20 protein-coding genes are annotated in these 19,890 nt (G+C 57.6%); 7 read left to right on the top strand and 13 right to left on the bottom strand.

The features are described from left to right. Nucleotides 1–161: 161 nt before the first annotated feature. Nucleotides 162–848, bottom strand: coding sequence for a tRNA/rRNA methyltransferase (locus ACSVHP_RS03640; RefSeq protein ID WP_447551018.1), 687 nt, complete (start codon nucleotides 846–848; stop codon nucleotides 162–164). A 399-nt stretch (nucleotides 849–1,247) separates the two neighbouring features. After that, nucleotides 1,248–1,388 (bottom strand): YjjY family protein, encoded by a 141-nt coding sequence (gene yjjY / locus ACSVHP_RS03635; RefSeq protein WP_085938930.1) that lies wholly within the window; start codon nucleotides 1,386–1,388, stop codon nucleotides 1,248–1,250. Nucleotides 1,389–1,483: 95 nt separating this feature from the next. On the opposite strand from yjjY, the gene arcA reads away from it, so the two are divergent. Next, a complete protein-coding gene (gene arcA, locus ACSVHP_RS03630) occupies nucleotides 1,484–2,191 on the top strand; it encodes a two-component system response regulator ArcA (protein WP_447551017.1) in 708 nt (235 codons plus the stop codon). Nucleotides 2,192–2,241: 50 nt separating this feature from the next. Here the strand turns inward: arcA and creC are convergent, their stop codons facing one another. From creC to creA, 3 genes are read right to left on the bottom strand one after another with little or no spacing between them, the layout of a single operon-like run. Next, entirely contained in the window at nucleotides 2,242–3,660 is a 1,419-nt protein-coding gene (creC, locus tag ACSVHP_RS03625; protein ID WP_447551016.1) for a two-component system sensor histidine kinase CreC, read from the bottom strand. Next, nucleotides 3,660–4,349, bottom strand: a complete 690-nt coding sequence (gene creB / locus ACSVHP_RS03620; protein ID WP_234673853.1) for a two-component system response regulator CreB — start codon at nucleotides 4,347–4,349, stop codon at nucleotides 3,660–3,662. Before creB ends, creC begins: the two co-directional genes overlap by 1 nt. A gap of 14 nt (nucleotides 4,350–4,363) precedes the next feature. Next, nucleotides 4,364–4,834, bottom strand: coding sequence for a protein CreA (gene creA, locus ACSVHP_RS03615; RefSeq protein ID WP_234673852.1), 471 nt, complete (start codon nucleotides 4,832–4,834; stop codon nucleotides 4,364–4,366). A 211-nt stretch (nucleotides 4,835–5,045) separates the two neighbouring features. Between creA and robA the strand changes: the two genes are divergently transcribed. Next, nucleotides 5,046–5,915, top strand: coding sequence for an MDR efflux pump AcrAB transcriptional activator RobA (robA, locus tag ACSVHP_RS03610; protein ID WP_234673851.1), 870 nt, complete (start codon nucleotides 5,046–5,048; stop codon nucleotides 5,913–5,915). Here robA and gpmB read toward each other — a convergent pair. Continuing rightward, the gene (gene gpmB, locus ACSVHP_RS03605; RefSeq protein ID WP_447551015.1) at nucleotides 5,912–6,559 is read right to left on the bottom strand and encodes a 2,3-diphosphoglycerate-dependent phosphoglycerate mutase GpmB; all 648 of its coding nucleotides are present in this window, start codon (nucleotides 6,557–6,559) and stop codon (nucleotides 5,912–5,914) included. The genes robA and gpmB overlap by 4 nt on opposite strands. A gap of 49 nt (nucleotides 6,560–6,608) precedes the next feature. Between gpmB and yjjX the strand changes: the two genes are divergently transcribed. Continuing rightward, entirely contained in the window at nucleotides 6,609–7,124 is a 516-nt protein-coding gene (gene yjjX, locus ACSVHP_RS03600) for an inosine/xanthosine triphosphatase (RefSeq protein WP_234673849.1), read from the top strand. A 20-nt stretch (nucleotides 7,125–7,144) separates the two neighbouring features. On the opposite strand, the gene trpR is transcribed toward yjjX, so the two are convergent. Together trpR and sltY are read right to left on the bottom strand one after the other, a co-directional pair. Next, nucleotides 7,145–7,471: a trp operon repressor gene (gene trpR, locus ACSVHP_RS03595; protein ID WP_234673848.1), complete on the bottom strand. Its 327-nt coding sequence runs from the start codon at nucleotides 7,469–7,471 to the stop codon at nucleotides 7,145–7,147. A 55-nt stretch (nucleotides 7,472–7,526) separates the two neighbouring features. After that, the gene (sltY, locus tag ACSVHP_RS03590; protein ID WP_447551014.1) at nucleotides 7,527–9,464 is read right to left on the bottom strand and encodes a murein transglycosylase; all 1,938 of its coding nucleotides are present in this window, start codon (nucleotides 9,462–9,464) and stop codon (nucleotides 7,527–7,529) included. Nucleotides 9,465–9,693: 229 nt separating this feature from the next. Here sltY and ettA point away from each other — a divergent pair, with 229 nt between their 5' ends. Continuing rightward, complete coding sequence (ettA, locus tag ACSVHP_RS03585; RefSeq protein WP_101738274.1) at nucleotides 9,694–11,361, top strand: energy-dependent translational throttle protein EttA; 1,668 nt, start codon at nucleotides 9,694–9,696, stop codon at nucleotides 11,359–11,361. Nucleotides 11,362–11,452: 91 nt separating this feature from the next. Here the strand turns inward: ettA and ACSVHP_RS03580 are convergent, their stop codons facing one another. Beyond that, a complete protein-coding gene (locus tag ACSVHP_RS03580) occupies nucleotides 11,453–12,352 on the bottom strand; it encodes a LysR family transcriptional regulator (RefSeq protein ID WP_234673845.1) in 900 nt (299 codons plus the stop codon). A 108-nt stretch (nucleotides 12,353–12,460) separates the two neighbouring features. Here ACSVHP_RS03580 and ACSVHP_RS03575 point away from each other — a divergent pair, with 108 nt between their 5' ends. Then, nucleotides 12,461–13,462, top strand: a complete 1,002-nt coding sequence (locus ACSVHP_RS03575) for a zinc-binding alcohol dehydrogenase family protein (RefSeq protein WP_447551013.1) — start codon at nucleotides 12,461–12,463, stop codon at nucleotides 13,460–13,462. Between the two features lie 54 nt (nucleotides 13,463–13,516). Here ACSVHP_RS03575 and nadR read toward each other — a convergent pair whose 3' ends face one another. The 3 genes from nadR to serB all read right to left on the bottom strand — a co-directional run bounded on the left by nadR (nucleotide 13,517) and on the right by serB (nucleotide 17,214). Further along, on the bottom strand, nucleotides 13,517–14,749 hold the full coding sequence (nadR, locus tag ACSVHP_RS03570) for a multifunctional transcriptional regulator/nicotinamide-nucleotide adenylyltransferase/ribosylnicotinamide kinase NadR (RefSeq protein WP_234673843.1): 1,233 nt from the start codon (nucleotides 14,747–14,749) through the stop codon (nucleotides 13,517–13,519). Between the two features lie 37 nt (nucleotides 14,750–14,786). Continuing rightward, nucleotides 14,787–16,172, bottom strand: a complete 1,386-nt coding sequence (gene radA / locus ACSVHP_RS03565) for a DNA repair protein RadA (RefSeq protein ID WP_234673842.1) — start codon at nucleotides 16,170–16,172, stop codon at nucleotides 14,787–14,789. Nucleotides 16,173–16,245: 73 nt separating this feature from the next. Continuing rightward, on the bottom strand, nucleotides 16,246–17,214 hold the full coding sequence (serB, locus tag ACSVHP_RS03560) for a phosphoserine phosphatase (RefSeq protein WP_234673841.1): 969 nt from the start codon (nucleotides 17,212–17,214) through the stop codon (nucleotides 16,246–16,248). Nucleotides 17,215–17,331: 117 nt separating this feature from the next. Here serB and ACSVHP_RS03555 point away from each other — a divergent pair, with 117 nt between their 5' ends. Both ACSVHP_RS03555 and lplA read left to right on the top strand, forming a co-directional pair. After that, nucleotides 17,332–17,979, top strand: coding sequence for a YtjB family periplasmic protein (locus ACSVHP_RS03555; protein WP_234673840.1), 648 nt, complete (start codon nucleotides 17,332–17,334; stop codon nucleotides 17,977–17,979). A gap of 35 nt (nucleotides 17,980–18,014) precedes the next feature. Next, nucleotides 18,015–19,031 carry a lipoate--protein ligase LplA gene (gene lplA / locus ACSVHP_RS03550; RefSeq protein WP_447551012.1) on the top strand — a complete coding sequence of 339 codons (1,017 nt, stop codon included), beginning with the start codon at nucleotides 18,015–18,017 and terminating at the stop codon, nucleotides 19,029–19,031. 57 nt (nucleotides 19,032–19,088) lie between these two features. Here lplA and deoD read toward each other — a convergent pair whose 3' ends face one another. Then, a complete protein-coding gene (deoD, locus tag ACSVHP_RS03545; protein ID WP_100777730.1) occupies nucleotides 19,089–19,811 on the bottom strand; it encodes a purine-nucleoside phosphorylase in 723 nt (240 codons plus the stop codon). Nucleotides 19,812–19,890 lie beyond the last annotated feature (79 nt).

Here is a 19,890-nt window from a genome sequence, read left to right as displayed (position 1 = left end):
GGTTAAAGGATTGGGCCTGCTAAGTCAATGAATTTTTAATTTGATCACACTTCGGGACGCTCTGACGTCCCGCTGCTTGCGGATTTATTTTCATCCGATTACGCCAGTCCAACCCCAAGACATCAGTCTTTTTCGCCATAGTAAAAACTTATGACAGCACATTACTCGGCCAATTTTTTTTCGATGTCATGCAGCAATCGGTGCAGCATGGCGGTGTCTCGTTGCTCAAGACGACCCAAACGCTGATTCAGCCAGTCGACCATTTTTACGTCGTCGTCCACCCCAAGCCGGGATAACAATGCCTGACTCCGGGCACGCAGCGCAGAAAGCTGATTTTCATCGGTGGCGGCCGCCTCGGGTTGAGGGATTTGCATTAAGGATGCTAATTGATAACAGTAAACCATCACCGCCTGGCCTAAATTCAGCGACGGATAATCCGCCACCATCGGCACGCCCGTCAGCACGTCGGCAAGCTCCAGCTCCTCGTTCGTCAGGCCCGAATCTTCGCGGCCAAAAACCAGCGCGGCTTTATCCAGCCACTGGCTTTTCTCGCTCAACATCGGCAGCAGCTCGGCGGGCGTGGCGTAGTAATGAAACTTCGCCCGGCTGCGCGCGGTGGTCGCCACGGTGAAGGAAATATCGTGAAGCGCGTCGGCGAGCGTTGCGTAAGTTGTTATATTATCAACGATATCTCCCGACCCGTGCGCCACCCAGCGCGTGGCGGGCTCCAGGTGCGCCGTGCTGTCAACGATGCGCAAATCGGTGAAACCCATGGTCTTCATGGCGCGCGCTGCCGCGCCAATATTTTCTGCTCTTGCTGGCCCAACCAGCACAATCGACAGATGCATTTATGCTCTCTTTTTAATCAGTTAGCGCGAAAAAATGTGAGGTGCCTCAACATATTACGCAGCACGAATTTACAAAATTGCAACACAAATCACCGAAATAGCGTTTCATAACAAATTAAAGACGCTAAACTATTTTGAGACTGAACAATCAGTTAGAATGTTAATAAACGCACCATATCCTTATGTTTAATAATGATAATCGTTGCGTATATAGGTCTTTCTGATTGGATTCATAATGTTTATCAATCAATGTCCGCAACTAGTTGGTTTATTGAAAAATTGTGATAAAGGCTAGCATTCAGATACGATGATTTCATCAAACTGTTAACGTGCTACAATTGAACTTGATATATGTCAACGAAGCGTAGTTTTATTGGGTGTCCGGTGTCATCTAGCCTGTTATGTTGCTGTTAAAATGGTTAGGATGACAGCCGTTTTTGACACTGTCGGGTCCAAAGGGAAAGCACCCACGACCAAGCTAATGATGTTGTTGACGTTGATGGAAAGTGCATCAAGAACGCAATTACGTACTTTAGTCACGTTAGGCCGGTCATGTTAATTTGCGACATGCATCAGGCAGGTCAGGGACTTTTGTACTTCCTGTTTCGATTTAGTTGGCAATTTAGGTAGCAAACATGCAGACCCCGCACATTCTTATCGTTGAAGACGAGTTGGTAACACGCAACACGTTAAAGAGCATTTTCGAAGCAGAAGGCTACGATGTCTTTGAAGCGACCGATGGCGCAGAGATGCATCAAATCCTTTCTGAAAATGATATCAACCTGGTCATTATGGACATCAACCTGCCGGGCAAAAACGGCCTTCTCCTGGTGCGTGAACAGGCGAACGTGGCGTTAATGTTCCTGACGGGCCGTGACAACGAAGTTGATAAAATTCTTGGCCTGGAAATCGGCGCGGATGACTATATCACCAAACCGTTTAACCCTCGCGAGTTAACCATTCGTGCACGCAACCTGCTGTCCCGTACCATGAATCTGGGTACCATCAGCGAAGAGCGCCGTAGCGTAGACAGCTACAAATTCAACGGCTGGGAACTTGATATCAATAGCCGTTCGCTGATTAGCCCGAACGGTGAACAGTACAAGCTGCCGCGCAGTGAATTCCGCGCCATGCTGCACTTCTGCGAAAACCCGGGCAAGATCCAGTCCCGTGCAGAACTGCTGAAGAAAATGACCGGTCGCGAGCTGAAGCCGCATGACCGTACCGTAGACGTGACCATCCGTCGCATTCGTAAGCACTTCGAATCTACACCTGATACGCCGGAAATCATCGCCACCATTCATGGCGAAGGCTACCGTTTCTGCGGTGACCTGCAAGAGTAATCCTGCGCATCATGCATAACAAAACGGCGCTTTTGCGCCGTTTTTTATTTTCAGGCTCGCGGCAGCTTCAGCATTGCCATGACTCCGCCCTCTTCCCGGTTGTGCAGCATAATCTCCCCCTGATGCAGCCTCGCCACCTCCAGCACAAACGCCAGCCCAAGGCCGCTGCTTTTGATGCCATTCTCGCGAGGCAGTGAGTAAAAGCGCTCGAAGATCCGCGCCAGCGCGTATTCAGGGATCCCGCTTCCGCTGTCGGTCACGGTAATGACGACCTGATGCTTATCTTCACGCGCCGCCAGCACGATGGTTCCGCCTGGGGGAGTAAAGTCGATAGCGTTATCCAGCAGATTTCCCAGCGCCTGCTCCAGCAGATCGCTGTCGCCACGGATCTGAAGCGGCGCAGGTTCACATGTGAGCGCAATCTGCCGGGACGCCAGCATGACAGCACGAGCATCCATCAGCCGCGTGAACAGCGCATCGACCCCGACCGCAGCGGGCGTAATGTCCACTCTGTTTTCAAGCCGCGCCTGGGCAAGTAGCTTCTCCACCAGCGACTGCATTCGGGCGTTTTGCACCAGAATATTATCGATAAACCGCCTCGCCACCTCCGGCGGGGGCAGCTCGGAGAGAATTTCCGCCGCGCCGCGAATGGCCGCCAGCGGGCTTTTCAGCTCGTGGGTAAGGGCGTGAACGTAATGTTCGATGTAATTCTTCCCCTCCAGCCGGATACGCATGTTTTCCAGCGCCTGCGCCAGCTTGCGCAGTTCGCTGCTGCCGGGATCGGGCAAGGGCAGCGGCGCGTCGTGGGTGACGGAATCGGCATAGCGCGACAGCGTGCTGATGGAGCGATTGATCCACCAGGCCACCGCCAGCCCAATCAGCAGCGCGATGCCGAGCAGCGCCGCGCCCGCCCACATGATGCGGCGTTCGCTGATGCGGATCACGGGCGCCATCGCCACGTTGGGTTTTCCGACGGAGAGCACGCCGATAATAGTGCCCCGATCGATAATCGGGGCGGCGACATACATCACCGTACTGTCCGGATTTCGCGCGTCGACGGGCGTACTGCGGGCACCGTACTGCCCGCGCAGGGTCAGATAAACATCGTTCCAGCGCGAGTAATCCTGGCCCACGGCACGGCCTGCGGAATCAAACACCACCCGGCCCTGCGCGTCGGTCATATAGACGTGATACTCGTTACGCACTTTCTGAATGCCGCCGATATCGGCGCGAAGGGTGCGCTGATGAAGTTCGGTAAAGGCCTGCGCCAGCCTGCCCTGCTGCGCCTGTCCCGACTGCAAATCCTCGCGTCCGACCTCGGCCAGCAGCGTGGCGGTGTCGACCAGCGTCCCTTCCGTCGCCCTGCGCACGCCGGGCTTTACTTCCTGAACGAAGATCGACAGCACGAACCAGGCGGCGATGGCCACAATCAGGAAATACCCCAGCAGCAGCCGCATTCCTATGCGCATTAACAATGACCCAGGCTGTAGCCCATACCGCGATGGGTGCTGATAGGGGAGAGTTGATCGTTGACTGCCCGCAGCTTGGCGCGCAGCGTTTTGATATGGGTGTCCACGGTGCGATCGAAGCTATCGCCTTCGTCGCCCCAGACCTTGTCCATCAATTGCTGGCGAGAGAAGACGCGCCCCGGCGCAAGGAGGAACGTTTTGAGCAGCAGAAATTCGTAGCGGGTAAGCGTGAGCGGCTCGTCGCACCAGCAGATGCGGGCGGCAGGCTCGTTCAGCTCAAACTGCCCGACGCGAACGATGTCGGACGGGGCGCTGGATTTTTGCATCCGGCGCAAAATCGTCCGCACCCGGGCGCAAACCTCGCGCGGGGAAAAGGGCTTGGCGACGTAGTCATCCGCGCCCATTTCCAGACCAAGCAGCTTATCGACCTCATCACTGCGCGCCGTCAGGAACAGCACCGGCAGCGAGGGATGGCGGGCCAGCAGCTGACGGCAAAGCTCAAACCCGCTGATATCCGGCAGCCCGACGTCAAGAATGGCCAGCGCCGGAAGCTGGCGCTGTGCCTCATCGAGCGCGGGCAGGCCGCGCCCGAACGCCTTCACCGCAAATCCCTCCTGCTGAAGCATATAGATAAGCGTGTCGGCGATGCTGATTTCATCTTCCACCAGCCAGATCAGCGGTTGCTGCATGGTTCGCCCCTGACTTAACGCCACGGCATAATCGGCACGGCGCTGAGCGCGTTTTTCGGTGAGCCTTCTACCACTTTGTCAGAGTAGGCCAGATAGGCCAGCGTGTTACGTTTGGCGTCGTAGAAACGCACCACCTGCAATTTCTTGAACACTAGCGAGGTCCGTTTCTGGAATACCACATCCCCCTGGGCTTTACCGTTTTTGATCTTATCGCTCAGCTCAACCGGGCCGACCTGCTGGCAGGAGATGGCGGCGTCGGAGGTATCTTCAGCCAGCCCTAACCCGCCTTTGATCCCACCCGTTTTGGCGCGGCTGATATAGCAGGTCACGTTCTTCACGTCCGGATCGTCGAAGGCTTCCACCACAATCTTGTGGTCAGGCCCGAACACTTTAAAAACCGTATCGACGGAGCCAATTTCTTCTGCCACCGCCGCGCGCCCCACCGTCAACAACAGAGCAGTTAAGATCAAAGTCTTGTATTTCATATTGTTACCATTCTTTAAAATTGCATTGACCGATTATTCAACACCTTAGACAAAAATGTAGCAAGATCACAGGATTAGAATATATTTTCCTCCAGAGAGGCGAAAAAAGCATTTATGCGCAAAAAAAACACTGAATGCTAAAACATCAAAAAATGCTATTATCCGCTAACCTGTTATCAGGCACCTGCTGTTTTAAGGATGAGGATAGTATATGGATCAGGCTGGAATTATTCGCGATCTGCTTACCTGGCTGGAGGGTCATCTCGACCAGCCTTTGTCACTGGATAATGTGGCGGCAAAAGCAGGCTATTCCAAGTGGCATCTGCAAAGGATGTTCAAGGATGTCACCGGTCATGCTATCGGTGCCTATATTCGCGCACGTCGTTTATCAAAATCTGCTGTGGCCCTGCGCCTGACCGCGCGCCCGATCCTGGATATTGCCCTGCAATACCGTTTCGATTCACAGCAAACCTTTACCCGCGCCTTTAAGAAACAGTTCTCGTTGACGCCAGCGCTCTATCGCCGCTCGCCCGACTGGAGCTCGTTCGGGATGCGTCCGCCGCTGCGTCTGGGCGAGTTCGCGATGCCGAAGTATGAAATCATTACCCTGCCTGAAACCCATCTGATCGGCACCACGCAAAGCTACTCCTGTTCTCTGGAGCAGATTTCCGAGTTCCGCCACCAGATGCGCGTGCAGTTCTGGCGCGATTTCCTGAGCCATGCACCGGCAATTCCACCGCTGCTGTACGGCCTGAACGAAACGCACCCAAGCCAGGAAAAAGACGACGAGCAGGAGGTGTTCTACACCACCGCGTTAACGCCAGATATGGCGAACGGCTATATTCAGGGCTCGAAACCCGTGGTACTGGAAGGCGGTGAATACGTTATGTTCACCTACGAAGGGCTGGGGACGGGCGTGCAGGAGTTTATCCTGACCATTTACGGCACCTGTATGCCGATGCTGAATCTGAACCGTCGTAAAGGTCAGGATATTGAGCGTTACTATCCGGCCAGCGACGTGAAGCCAGACGAACGCCCAATCAATCTGCGGATGGAATTCTTAATTCCAATACGTCGTTAACGCTGTAGTTCATCCAGCGCAGGGGCATCGAGATGCGAAATGTCCCCTGCCATCTCCACCACCCATCCTGACGCCAGCCACTGGCTTTCCTGATAGTCGATGCGGGAAATCGAGCAGTTACGCAGACGCAAACGACGCTCCGCATACGCAGGCAGCCCCAGAATGGTGCTGACCAGACATCCCAGCGCAATACCGTGACTCACCAGCAGCGGACGGCTGCCCGCCGGAAGCTTCAGGCATTCGGCCAGCGCGCCGTGCATACGCACACTCAGCTCCTGCATGGATTCACCGTCGGGAATGCGGCCATCTTCGGTGCCGTTCACCAGCGTGCGGCGCCAGCCCTCTTCGGTTTCGGTCAGCGAGTCGATATGGCGCTTTTCAAGAATCCCCATATCCAGCTCGCGCAGGCGCGGCTCCAGGGTTACGTCGCAGCCGCAGGCATCGGCAATAATGCGCGCCGTCTGCTGTGTACGCCCTAAATCGCTGGAGATAACGTGGGTGATGCCCAGCGTTTTCGCGCGATCGGCTACCTGCCGCGCTTGCTGAATACCCTTGTCGGTGAGAGGACTGTCTGACTGGCCTTGAATACGTCGCTCGGCGTTCCACTGCGTTTCACCGTGGCGAACAAGGTATACCTGTAACATGCTTTTTTTCCGTTATACTGCGATGAATTTTTTTTAATCGAGCTTAATTATGCACCATGTTGTCTCTGCTACCACTAATCCTGCCAAAATTCAGGCAATTCTAAGGGCATTTGAAGAGATCTTCGGCGAAGGATCCTGCCATATCGACGCTATATCCGTCGATAGCGGCGTCCCTGAACAGCCGTTTGGCAGCGAGGAAACGCGCGCTGGCGCACGAAATCGCGTGGCTAACGCGAAGGCAGCACGCCCTGAGGCCGATTATTGGGTGGCGATCGAAGCGGGTATCGATGAAGGCGCAACCTTCAGCTGGGTGGTGATTGAAAATCGCGAGCAGATCGGCGAAGCCCGCTCTGCCACGCTGCCATTACCGGCAATCATTCTGGAAAAAGTCCGCGAAGGGGAAGCGCTCGGCCCGGTGATGTCGCACTACACCGGCATTGATGAGATTGGTCGTAAAGAAGGCGCGATTGGCGTGTTCACCGCCGGTAAGCTGACGCGCTCAAGCGTCTATCACCAAGCGGTGATCCTGGCGTTAAGCCCGTTCCATAACGCGATTTACCGCTAGCCATTTTGCCGGATAGCGCGTCAGGCGCTTTTCAACAGCACTGCTTCCAGCCAGTGACGCAGCTCAACCGGGGCGGATTTGAGGCTGTTTGAGCCGCGCGTGATGGTCGCAATGCCCGCGCCAAGCTCGTTTTTCAGCTCACGCTGGCTCATCTCGCCGCGCAGCAACTCTTCGATAATCCGCACGCGCGTGCCCAGCGCTTCGCGCTCGTCGGGCGTCAGCATCAGCTGTAACAGCGGAAGGTGCAGATCTTCTGCATAAGCCTGGCGGAGCAACTCCACGAAACGAAGCCACTCCTGATTGCGTTGTTCGGCCATCGCCGATGAATAAGGGGAATGCTGGGTCATGTTATGCCGCCTGTTGTACTCATTAGCGAGTACAGCATAACACAACCCGCACCGATCAGTAACGCCTCTGCCACTCGGCATCGCTCATCAGGGTATCTTTCTGCCCCATGAAGTAGCGATAGTACGCATCATACGCCAGCACGTTCTTCACGTATCCGCGCGTTTCGGAGAACGGAATGCTCTCGACAAACGCCACCGCGTCGATGCGCCCGGCGCTGTTACCGAGCCAGGTACGCACGCGCCCCGGACCGGCGTTATAGGCCGCCGACGAGAAGATACGGTTGTTACCAAACTGCTGATACACATACTGTAAATAGCTGGTGCCGATATTGATGTTGGTATCCGGATCCAGCAGCTGAGAAGGACTGCTGTAGCCCGGGATATTAAACATCTTCACCGTATGCGTCGCGGTGCCCGGCATGATCTGCATCAGCCCGCTGGCCCCGACCGGTGAGCGCACTTTCGGGTTCCAGGCGCTCTCCTGACGGGCAATCGCCATCGCGTAGCTTTGCGGGATATCTTTGCCGCTGGTATAGCGATCGAACAGATCTTTGTAGGCCAGCGGGAAACGCTCTTCAAGATGATCCCACAGCTTCCCGGCGATCGTCGCCTGCACGCTCAGATCCCACCAGCGGTTATCAAAGGCGTAGCGGGCGAGCTGCGCTTTCTCGTCGGTGGTGCGGCTGGTCACCAGGTTCGCCCACTCGCTGCGCGCGGTGTTGTCCATGTTCCAGTACATCAGCTCGCGAACGCGCGCCATCTCTGGCCCCTGGGTCAGCGCCGGGTTCGCGTTGGCGGGCGCTTTGTCGATTTTCAGCGTGTACTCTTCGCCCAGGCGCTGCGCTGCGGCCATCGGGTAGAACCCGCGCTGCTGCATCAGGGAGTGGAGGATCTCTTTGGCCTCGTCTTCACGACCGCGCTCCAGCAGCAGGTCGGCCTGCCAGTAGCGCCATTCGTCTTTCTCTTTGGCTTCCATCGGCAGACGCGCCAGCCAGGTGTTCAGCCCGCGGCGATCGCCCGTGCCCAGCGCCATGCGTACCCGGCGCTCCACCAGCGAGATGGAGTTCGAGCGCATAATCGCATCGTCACGCCAGCGGGCCTGTTCGTCGGTCACGTCTGTGCCCATCAGGCGCCACGCCACGGTGTCGCGCAGCTCCTGGGTTTGATCGTCGTTAAGCTGCTGCGCCTGCACCAGCTGCGGGATCATCAGCCGCGCGTTTTCCACGTCGTCACGCGCCACGCTGGTGAAGGCGACGGCGGCCATCTGGCGGGTGAAGTCCGTCGCGCCGGTGGTGCGGGCGAAGGTCATCACCGAGTTTGGGTTGTTCGCCAGAGCAATGACCGCGCTGGAGATAGTCTGGTAGTCCGACGGCATCTGCCCCGCCAGCGTGGTGACCAGACGGGTATTGCCGGCCTTCATCGCCAGGCGAATGCGCTCAAGGTAGGCCAGCGGATCTTGCTGACCCGACGCGCGCCAGGCGCCAAACAGCGAGTCGCAGGCGTTTGGCTGGCTTTTACCGGTTAGCCACAGCTCTTTTGCCCCCGCCCAGGCCTCTTCCTGCTGCCCGGTGGCCCACTTCGCGTAGTAGTAATTACACTGCGCCTCGGTGGTGCCCGGCTTTTCCGGGCTAAAGGCCAACAGCCCGCGCCAGTCTTCACGACGCGCCAGCTCGTTCACAAAGCGGGATTTCAGGTTACGGGCAGGCGGCAGGGTCGGGTTCGCCTGAATAAAGTTGTTCACCGTGACCGTGGGTTGATTCATCAGATCGTCCGTGATCTGGCGATACTCCAGATACGGATAAAGCGGATACTCTTTCAGCGTCGGCAGCAGCGACTGCACGGTATCCATTTGCTTGTTGTCCCACGCCTGCTTGATTTGCGCATAGCGACTACGTTGTTCATCCAGTGAATCGGCGTGCGCCGCGTGGTGTAGGGTCATCACGCAGACGCTGGCAGCCAGCAGACGCCAGACCACCCGTTTGGCTTTTTCCACAAGCTCTTCCTCATTATGTGTTGAATGCAATTGCAGCGTCATGCCGCGTAAAAGTCTAATTAACTTATGCTAACCAGGCATCCTTCAACGCGCCACGTCATGAACACTTTTTTACCTTTCTTGCGCGTTTTAACACTCCCGGCGTTCCTGGCTGGGATTAGACAGTGAAAAAGGCTACACTTCGCAGCTAATACCCATTCTCATCACGATAAAAGAGGCGAAGTCCAACGTGGCTCAATTCGTTTATACCATGCATCGTGTCGGCAAAGTGGTTCCGCCGAAACGTCATATTCTTAAAAATATCTCGCTGAGCTTCTTCCCGGGCGCAAAAATCGGTGTTCTGGGTCTCAACGGTGCCGGTAAGTCCACCCTGCTGCGCATCATGGCCGGCATCGATACAGACATCGAAGGTGAAGCCCGCCCGCAGCCAGGCATCAAAATCGGCTACCTGCCGCAGGAGCCTCAGCTGAACCCGGAGCACACCGTTCGTGAATCCGTTGAAGAAGCGGTGTCCGAAGTGGTTAACGCGCTGAAAGGTCTGGATGAGGTGTATGCCAAATACGCCGAGCCGGACGCGGATTTCGACAAGCTGGCCGCTCAGCAGGGCAAGTATGAAGAGATCATCCAGGCGCACGACGGTCATAACCTGAACGTGCAGCTGGAGCGCGCGGCGGATGCCCTGCGCCTGCCGGACTGGGATGCCAAAGTTGAGAAGCTCTCCGGTGGTGAACGCCGCCGCGTGGCGCTGTGCCGCCTGCTGCTGGAAAAACCAGACATGCTGCTGCTCGACGAACCAACGAACCACCTGGATGCGGAATCCGTCGCCTGGCTGGAACGCTTCCTGCACGACTTCGAAGGCACCGTGGTGGCGATTACCCACGACCGTTACTTCCTCGACAACGTGGCGGGCTGGATCCTGGAGCTGGACCGCGGTGAAGGTATTCCGTGGGAAGGTAACTACTCCTCCTGGCTGGAGCAGAAAGATCAGCGTCTGGCGCAGGAAGCTTCTCAGGAAGCGGCGCGTCGTAAGTCTATCGAGAAAGAGCTGGAGTGGGTTCGTCAGGGCGCGAAGGGCCGTCAGTCTAAGGGCAAAGCCCGTCTGGCACGCTTCGAAGAGCTGAACAACACCGAATACCAGAAACGTAACGAAACCAACGAACTGTTTATTCCACCTGGAGCACGTCTGGGGGATAAAGTGGTTGAAGTCAGCAACCTGCGTAAGTCTTACGGCGACCGCCTGCTGATCGACGACCTGAGCTTCTCCGTGCCGAAAGGCGCTATCGTCGGGATCATCGGTCCGAACGGCGCGGGTAAATCTACCCTGTTCCGTATGATGTCCGGTCAGGAGCAGCCAGACAGCGGCTCAATCACCCTGGGTGAGACCGTGAAGCTGGCCTCCGTTGACCAGTTCCGTGACGCGATGGATAACAGCAAAACCGTGTGGGAAGAAGTCTCCGGCGGTCTGGATATCATGCGTATCGGCAACACCGAGATGCCAAGCCGCGCCTACGTAGGCCGCTTTAACTTCAAAGGCACCGACCAGGGCAAACGCGTGGGCGAGCTGTCCGGCGGTGAGCGTGGTCGTCTGCACCTGGCGAAGCTGTTGCAGGTTGGCGGTAACGTTCTGCTGCTCGATGAACCAACAAACGACCTGGATATCGAAACCCTGCGCGCGCTGGAAAACGCCCTGCTGGAGTTCCCGGGCTGCGCGATGGTTATCTCGCATGACCGCTGGTTCCTTGACCGTATCGCGACCCATATTCTGGATTACCAGGACGAGGGTAAAGTGGAGTTCTTCGAAGGTAACTTCACCGAATACGAAGAGTACAAAAAACGCACGCTGGGCGCCGACGCGCTGGAGCCGAAGCGTATTAAGTACAAGCGTATTGCAAAATAAACGTAAAACGGCAACCTCGGTTGCCGTTTTTTATGTTTGTTCCCTCTCCCCGTGGGAGAGGGTCAGGGTGAGGGCATCAGGCCGCACATAATCAACGCCCCACATAAAACCGCTTCACCTCATCAAACTGCATCGCAAAGTCGATATAGCTCATCAGCGCAGGCGAGTTCAGCTTGCGGCTTGGATAGGCCAGCCACAGATCGTTACCCTCCACGTTCCACTCTGACAGCACCTGCACCAGCGCCCCTTTCTCAACCTTATCTTCCAGCAAAAAAGCGGGCAGCAGCGTGATCCCGGCACCGGCAATTGCACACTCGCGCGCGTAAACCAGGTTATCCGTCAGATGGGCGTTATCCGGCAGATAGCGATAATCCTCACTGCCGCGCTGCAATACCCACTCCGACCAGGCTTTGTGGGTGATGCAGCGGTGCTCCACCAGCTGGCGGGGGTGTTCGAGCGGAGCAAAACGCGCGAGGTAGTCCGGCGACGCCAGCATGTAGCGCGGGCAGTGGCCAATCATCCGGCCAATCAGGGAAGAGTCCTGCGGCTTACCGGTGCGCAGCGCCACGTCAAAGCCAGACTCCACCAGATCCACCACGTCGTCCGAAATCGAGACATCCAGCGACACGTCCGGGTAGCGGCGCTGGAACTCGGCGTTCATATGCGCCAGCAGCGTCGCCCCCAGCCCCGCCGGGCAGGTAATGCGAAGCCTCCCGCTCGGGTTATCCCGCAGGCGCTGAATGGCGTACTCCGCCCGCTCGCTGGCGGCCAGCATCTCCCGGCAATGCACCAGATAGTGCTCCCCCGCAAAGGTCAGATTAAGCCTGCGCGTGGTGCGGTTCAGCAGCCGGATGCCCACCTGCTGTTCGAGCTGGCTGATGCGCTGGCTGACGCTGGACTTCGGCAGCCCGGCTTTTTGCGCGGCGGCGGTAAAACTGCCCATCTCGGCCACCAGCGCAAACAGCGCCATGTCATGTAGCTGTTTAAACATGATTGTTCATCCTGTGCGAACGCTGAGTTCTTGATTGTCCATCTTATCACGCAGCTGTCCACTTTATAGACTAGCCTCAACACAACGCATTCCATTGAGGAGCACACCATGTCAGTTAAAGCCGTCGCCGTTAACCCGGAAAATCCTTCCACCTTTATTGAAATCAATCTGCCCCTGCCCGAGCCGGGCGAGCACGATCTGCTGGTCGAAGTAAAAGCCGTATCGGTAAACCCGGTGGATACCAAAGTTCACGCCGGTATCGCCAAAAACGGTCTGCAAACGCCGCGAATTCTCGGCTGGGATGCCAGCGGGATCGTCACCGCCGTTGGCAGCGCGGTGACCGGATTTAAGCCGGGCGACGAAGTGTGGTACGCGGGGGACATCACCCGTCCCGGCAGTAACACCACCCACCAGCTTATCGACGCGCGCATTGTCGGACATAAGCCCGCCAGCCTTGACTGGGCGGCCTCTGCGGCGCTGCCCCTGACCGCGCTGACCGCCTGGGAAGGGCTGTTTGAACGCCTGAATATTCAGGATGCCGGATCGGAAAAAACGCTGCTGATCATCGGCGGCGCGGGCGGCGTCGGATCCCTGGCGATCCCGTTTGCGAAGCACAACAGCAGGGTGAAGATTATCGCGACGGCGTCTCGAGAAGATTCCGCCCAGTGGTGTCGCGATCGCGGCGCGGATGTAGTGGTGAACTACCGGGATCTGAAAGGTGAGCTGGCAAAAGAGGGCATTACCTTTGTGGATTACATTTTTATTCTCAACGATACCGACGGGCACTGGGACGCGGTGAGCGAACTGATCGCCCCGCAGGGACATATCTGTTCCATCGTGGAGAATGAACATCCGCTGAACCAGGACAAGCTGAAATCCAAATCCGCCGCCCTGCACTGGGAGTTTATGTACACCCGCAGCATGTACCAGACCGCCGATATGGCGCGCCAGGGGGAGATCCTCAACGACGTGGCGAAGCTGGTGGATGACGGCGTGGTGGAAAGCTCGCTCAGCGAAACGCTGCACGGTTTAAGCGTGGAGAGTATTACCGAGGCACACCGCAAGGTGCTGGACGGGCATATGCGCGGGAAAGTGGTGGTTCAGTTCTGAGTGGTATGATGCCCTCACCCCGACCCTCTCCCACAGGGAGAGGGAGGTTAATGCTTACCCCTGCTCGCCCATCATCTCCTTCACCAGCTCGACGCAGCGCAGGAAACGGGTGTCGTAATCCGACTCTTCGACATGCACAAACTCAACGTTGTTCTCGTTGAGCATCTCCACCAGCATGGTCTGGAACACCTTGCGGTCCACCGAGCTGCCGAGGCTGCGCATTCCGTCGGCGACCCACGGCGTGTTGTTCTCCAGCAGGATCACCAGGTCGAAGCGGTATTCATCAATCAGCGCCTGCACGAACGGGTGCTCGCGCCCTTCGTACTTTTTGCAGAACGCCTGCGTCGTCACAAAGTCGGTATCGATAAAGGCAACTTTGTTGGCGTATTTCACTGCGAAATCAATGTACTGGGCGTGGCCCAGCGCAATTTTATCGTAGTCGGAATACTGGAGCGCCATCTCGTCGCCGCCGAGATGCGAGAAAACGTAATCCCGCCCGTATTCCCACGCGCTGGTGGTGTTGAAGATGTTTGCCAGCTTGTTGACCAGCGTTGATTTCCCGCTCGACTCCCCGCCCAGAATGGCGACGGTGCGCACGAAGAAGGGCTTCACTTCGGTCGGAATATAGTCCCAGTAGCGGAACGGGTTTTCGCGGATCTGCGCGCCGCTGATGTTCATAAAGGTGCGCTTAGGATCGATCAGCACGGTTTCGATGCCCAGATGCTCGCGGAACTGCGGCGCGTCGGACTCTTCAGAGGTGTAGATCCAGTTCGGGGCAATGCCCTTCTCTTCCATAAACCCTTTGATGCCGTTGCTCCACACGTCCCAGCCGTGCGGATACGGCTCCATGCCCTCTTCGTTAAAGGCATGAATGCGGATATTTTTCTGGTATTTAAAGGTCTGGAGCAGCCAGCGCAGGCGATCCGGCACCGTCGGCTGTTGAGACATGGCGCTGTCTTCAAAAAGCTGGCGGTCGCGGGTTTCGTCGTAGCCCATGATGATGTGCAGCTCGTCCACCTGGCTACAGGCGCGCTGGATCAGATAAATATGGCCGGTATGCAGCGGGTAAAACTTGCCGAACACCACGCCGATGTTCTTCTGCATCCGCGGGAACTCAAGGCCCAGAAAGCGGTGTAATGCTTCCAGCTTTTGCGCGCTGGGGCTTTTGATTTTGGCGTTCAGGAGCTGGCTCAGATAGCCTTTGGTCATGCCGCTGGCGTCCGCCACCTGCTGCAAGGTGCAGCCTTTCTGGCGGATTGCGGTCTTGAGATAGTCAAATGATGACATGAATTACGGTGCCTCCTGCAAAATCCAATTTACGTAATTATAAGTCGTCAAAGACATTTAACGCATCTGCGAGTTTTTTCACGCCAAACACCTTCATCCCTTCCGGGATTTTTTTCGGCACGTTGGCGGCAGGCACAATCGCGCGGCGGAAGCCGTGTTTAGCCGCTTCGGAGATACGCTCCTGGCCGCTCGGCACCGGACGGATTTCCCCCGCCAGCCCGACTTCGCCAAACACCACCAGATCCTGCGGCAGCGGCCTGTCGCGCAGGCTGGAGACCATCGCCAGCAGCAGCGCCAGGTCGGCGCTGGTTTCAGACACTTTTACGCCGCCGACGACGTTCACGAAGACGTCCTGATCCGCCATTTGCAGCCCGCCGTGACGGTGCAGCACCGCCAGCAGGATAGCCAAACGGTTCTGTTCCAGACCGACAGCCACGCGTCGCGGGTTGCCCATCATCGAGTGATCCACCAGCGCCTGGATCTCAACCAGCAGCGGGCGCGTGCCTTCCCACAGCACCATCACCGAGCTGCCGGAAGTGACTTCGTCGCCCCGGCTCAGGAAGATGGCTGACGGGTTGCTGACTTCGCGCAGCCCCTGTTCGGTCATGGCGAAAACGCCCAGCTCGTTCACGGCACCAAAGCGGTTTTTGTGGCTGCGCAGGGTGCGGAAGCGGGAATCGGCGTCGCCGTCGAGCATCACCGAGCAGTCGATACAGTGTTCAAGCACTTTAGGGCCCGCCAGCGAGCCGTCTTTGGTGACGTGGCCAACCATCACAATCGCCACGCCGCGCGTCTTGGCGAAGCGCGTCAGGTAGGCAGCGGTTTCGCGCACCTGCGCCACGCTGCCCGGCGACGACTGGATATCCGCCATGTGCATCACCTGGATGGAATCGATCACCATCAGCTTCGGCTGCTCTTCTTCGGCAATCATGCAGATCTGTTCGATGCTGGTTTCCGAAAGCATATTCAGGTTGCCGGTCGGCAGCCCCAGACGGTGGGCGCGCATCGCCACCTGCTGTAAGGACTCTTCCCCGGTGACGTACAGGGTTTTCATCTGTTCGGCGAGCTTGCACAGGGTTTGCAGCAGCAGCGTTGATTTACCCGCACCCGGGTTACCGCCAATCAGGATCGCGCTGCCCGGCACCACGCCGCCGCCCAGCACGCGGTCGAACTCTTTGAACCCGGTCGAGAAACGCGGCAGCTCTTCGAGGCTGATGTCCGAGAGCTTCTGGACCTTCGCGACGCCCGCATTACCCGCGTAACCGCTCAGGCGTTCGTTGCGGGCCACGCTCGGCGAAGCGGCCACGCCGCGCACTTCGGTAATGGTGTTCCAGGCGTGACAGGCGCTGCATTGCCCCTGCCAGCGCGGATAATCGGCACCACATTCGTTACAGACAAATGCGCGTTTTGGAGCTTTCGCCACGGTTTACCTCGTTATTTCTCTGCCGCCTGCACGCCGGGTGGCGCTAACGCTGACCCGGCCTGCAAACGCAAAACTATTTCTGATTAACGCTGCCGGAGAGAATGCAGAACACCCCCATCAGGTCAGCATGACGGATAGTGACTTCCGTCTTTTCATTCACTTTTGGCTTGGCGTGATAGGCAATGCCAAGACCCGCTACTTTGATCATCGGCAGGTCGTTTGCGCCGTCGCCAATCGCCACCGTCTGCTCGACCGGGATGTCGTACTTCTCGGCCAGGCGGGTCAGCGTGTTGGCCTTGTACTGCGCATCCACGATATCGCCAATCACGTGGCCGGTGAGTTTCCCGTCCATGATCTCCAGCTCGTTCGCCACCACGGTGGTGAGGCGCAGCTTGTCGCGCAGGTAGTCGGCGAAGAAGGTGAAGCCGCCGGAGGCGATAGCCACTTTCCAGCCGAGGGTTTCAAGCTTTAACACCAGCTGCGTCAGCCCCGGCATTAGCGGCAGCTCGTCACGCACCTGGCGCAGGATATTGGCATCAGCCCCTTTCAGGGTCGCCACGCGCTGGCGCAGGCTGGCGGTGAAATCCAGCTCGCCGCGCATCGCACGCTCGGTCACTTCCGCCACCAGCTCGCCGCTGCCCGCCAGCTTCGCCAGCTCATCGATACACTCGATCTGGATGGCGGTAGAGTCCATATCCATGACCAGCAGGCCAGGGGTTTTCAGATGCGGGATTTTGCCCAGCGGCGCGACGTCCAGCCCGGCGTCGTGCGCCAGACGGGTAGCGCGCTGCGTCAGGGAGCCTGCCAGGCGGATCACCTGATAATCTTCAACGCACCAGGCGGCGACAATCACCATCGCTGCACCGAGTTTAGTTTGATACTGCGTCAGGCGCTGCTTGTCCAGGCCGCGTCCGTACAGCAGCCAGCCGCTACGACCGGCATGGTAGTCCAGAGGCATTACCTCATCACCACTTAAAGAGAGCGGCAATCCTGGCCATAAAGAGACATCTGTTGGCAGATCGCACCAGGTAATGTTCGGCATTGAAGCTCCTGTAATTTCGTTCGCGCCTGAGGGTACCAGAGGGAAAATAACGCATGAGGCTACCTTGTAACCATCACTTCTGGCAACATTAAGCCGTAAATTTTCAGCAGGTGGAATATGGCTCGCGCAAAACTGAAATTCCGGCTTCATCGCGCCGTGATCGTCCTTATCTGTCTCGCACTATTAGTGGCGCTGATGCAAGGGGCATCGTGGTTTAGCCAGAACCATCAACGGCAACGTAACCCGCAGCTTGAAGAGCTGGCCCGCACCCTCGCCCGTCAGGTGACGCTCAACGTCGCCCCGTCGATGCGTAACGAAACCCCGGACGATAAGCGAATAAGCCAGGTATTACGCCAGCTTACCGAGAACAGCCGTATTCTGGATGCCGGAGTATACGACGAACAGGGCGATCTGATTGCCCGCGCCGGTGAGCACGTTGACGTGCGCGACAGGCTGGCGCTGGACGGCAAAAAAGCCGGGGGCTACTTTAACCAGCAAATCGTCGAACCTATTCAGGGGAAAAATGGCCCGCTCGGCTATTTGCGCCTGACGCTCGACACCCACACCCTCGCCACCGAGGCCAAACAGGTGGATAACACCACCAATATTTTACGCCTGATGCTGCTGCTTTCCCTGGCGATTGGCGTGGTTCTGGCCCGAACCCTGTTGCAGGGCAAGCGCACCCGCTGGCAGCAGTCGCCGTTCCTGCTCACCGCCAGCCGGTCGGTTCCCGAAGAGGAAGAGGGCGAGAAGAAAGATCAGTGATAAAGTAGGCAGATGATTCGGAAAAGGACTCTGCCATGACGACGTTACGCCTGCTTATCTCTGACTCTTACGATCCCTGGTTTAATCTCGCGGTGGAAGAGTGCATCTTCCGCCAGATGCCCGCCACCCAGCGTGTGCTGTTCCTGTGGCGTAACGCCGATACGGTGGTTATCGGCCGCGCGCAAAACCCGTGGAAAGAGTGCAACACCCGGCGCATGGAAGAGGACAACGTGCGTCTGGCGCGCCGCAGCAGCGGCGGCGGCGCGGTGTTTCACGACCTCGGCAATACCTGCTTTACCTTTATGGCGGGCAAACCGGAATACGATAAAACCATTTCCACCTCCATCGTGCTCAACGCGCTCAATTCACTGGGCGTGACGGCAGAAGCCTCCGGGCGTAACGATCTGGTGGTCAAAACGCCCGACGGGGATCGCAAAGTCTCCGGCTCGGCCTATCGGGAAACGATGGATCGCGGGTTCCACCACGGCACCCTTCTGCTTAACGCCGACCTCAGCCGTCTGGCGGATTACCTGAATCCCGACAAGAAAAAGCTCCAGGCGAAAGGCATTACCTCCGTGCGCGGTCGCGTGGCGAATCTGGTGGAGCTGCTGCCGGGCATTACGCACGAGCAAATCTGCGAGGCGGTGCGCGAGGCGTTCTTTGCCCACTACGGCGAGCGCGTGGAAGCCGAGATGATTTCACCGGACAAGACGCCAGACCTGCCGAACTTCGCGGAAACCTTCGCCCGCCAGAGCAGCTGGGAGTGGAACTTCGGTCAGGCCCCGGCCTTTTCCCATCTTCTTGACGAGCGCTTTACCTGGGGCGGCGTGGAGCTGCACTTTGACGTCGAAAAAGGCCATATCACCCGCACGCAGGTGTTTACGGACAGCCTGAACCCGGCGCCGCTGGAAGCGCTCGCGGCACGTTTGCAGGGCTGTTTGTATCGGGCTGATGTGCTGCAACAGGAGTGCGACGTGCTGATTGGAGATTTCCCGGAGCAGGAAAAAGAGTTGCGGGAGTTGTCTGAGTGGATTGCGCAGGCGGTGCGCTAGTGCGGTCTGGTGCCCTCACCCCGGCCCTCTCCCACAGGGAGAGGGAGGGAAAGAAACTTACTCTTTATCGCCCAGCAGAACGGATTCCAGCGCGATTTTGATCATGTCGTTGAAGGTGGTCTGACGCTCGGCGGCAGTGGTCTGCTCGTGGGTACGGATGTGGTCAGACACGGTGCAGATGGTCAGCGCTTTCGCACCGAACTCAGCCGCGACGCCGTAGATACCTGCCGCTTCCATTTCCACGCCCAGGATGCCGTATTTTTCCATCACGTCGAACATCTCGCCGCCGTCTGGTGCATAGAACAGATCGGCAGAGAAGATGTTGCCCACGCGCGCGTCAACGCCCAGCGCTTTCGCCGCGTCAACCGCGTTACGCACCATGCCGAAGTCTGCGATGGCCGCGAAGTCGTGATCTTTAAAACGCATACGGTTCACTTTGGAATCGGTGCAGGCACCCATACCGATAACCACGTCACGCAGCTTAACGTCCATACGCACCGCGCCGCAGGAGCCCACGCGGATGATTTTCTTCACGCCGAAATCGGTGATCAGCTCTTTGGTGTAGATAGAGCAGGACGGGATACCCATGCCGTGACCCATAACGGAGATCTTGCGGCCTTTGTAAGTACCGGTGAAGCCCAGCATACCGCGCACGTTGTTCACTTCACGCACGTCTTCCAGGAAGGTTTCTGCAATGTGCTTCGCACGCAGCGGGTCGCCCGGCATCAATACGACGTCAGCGAAATCACCCATTTCTGCATTAATGTGAGGAGTTGCCATCTTCAGTTCCTTTTCATTTTAAATTCTCCCTCTCCCTGTGGGAGAGGGTTGGGGTGAGGGCATCAGACCGCACCCTACA

Source organism: Enterobacter sp. 186315 (assembly GCF_053290175.1).
The sequence above is the reverse complement of the archived record's forward strand: the minus strand, read 5'-3'. Positions and strand labels throughout refer to the sequence as shown.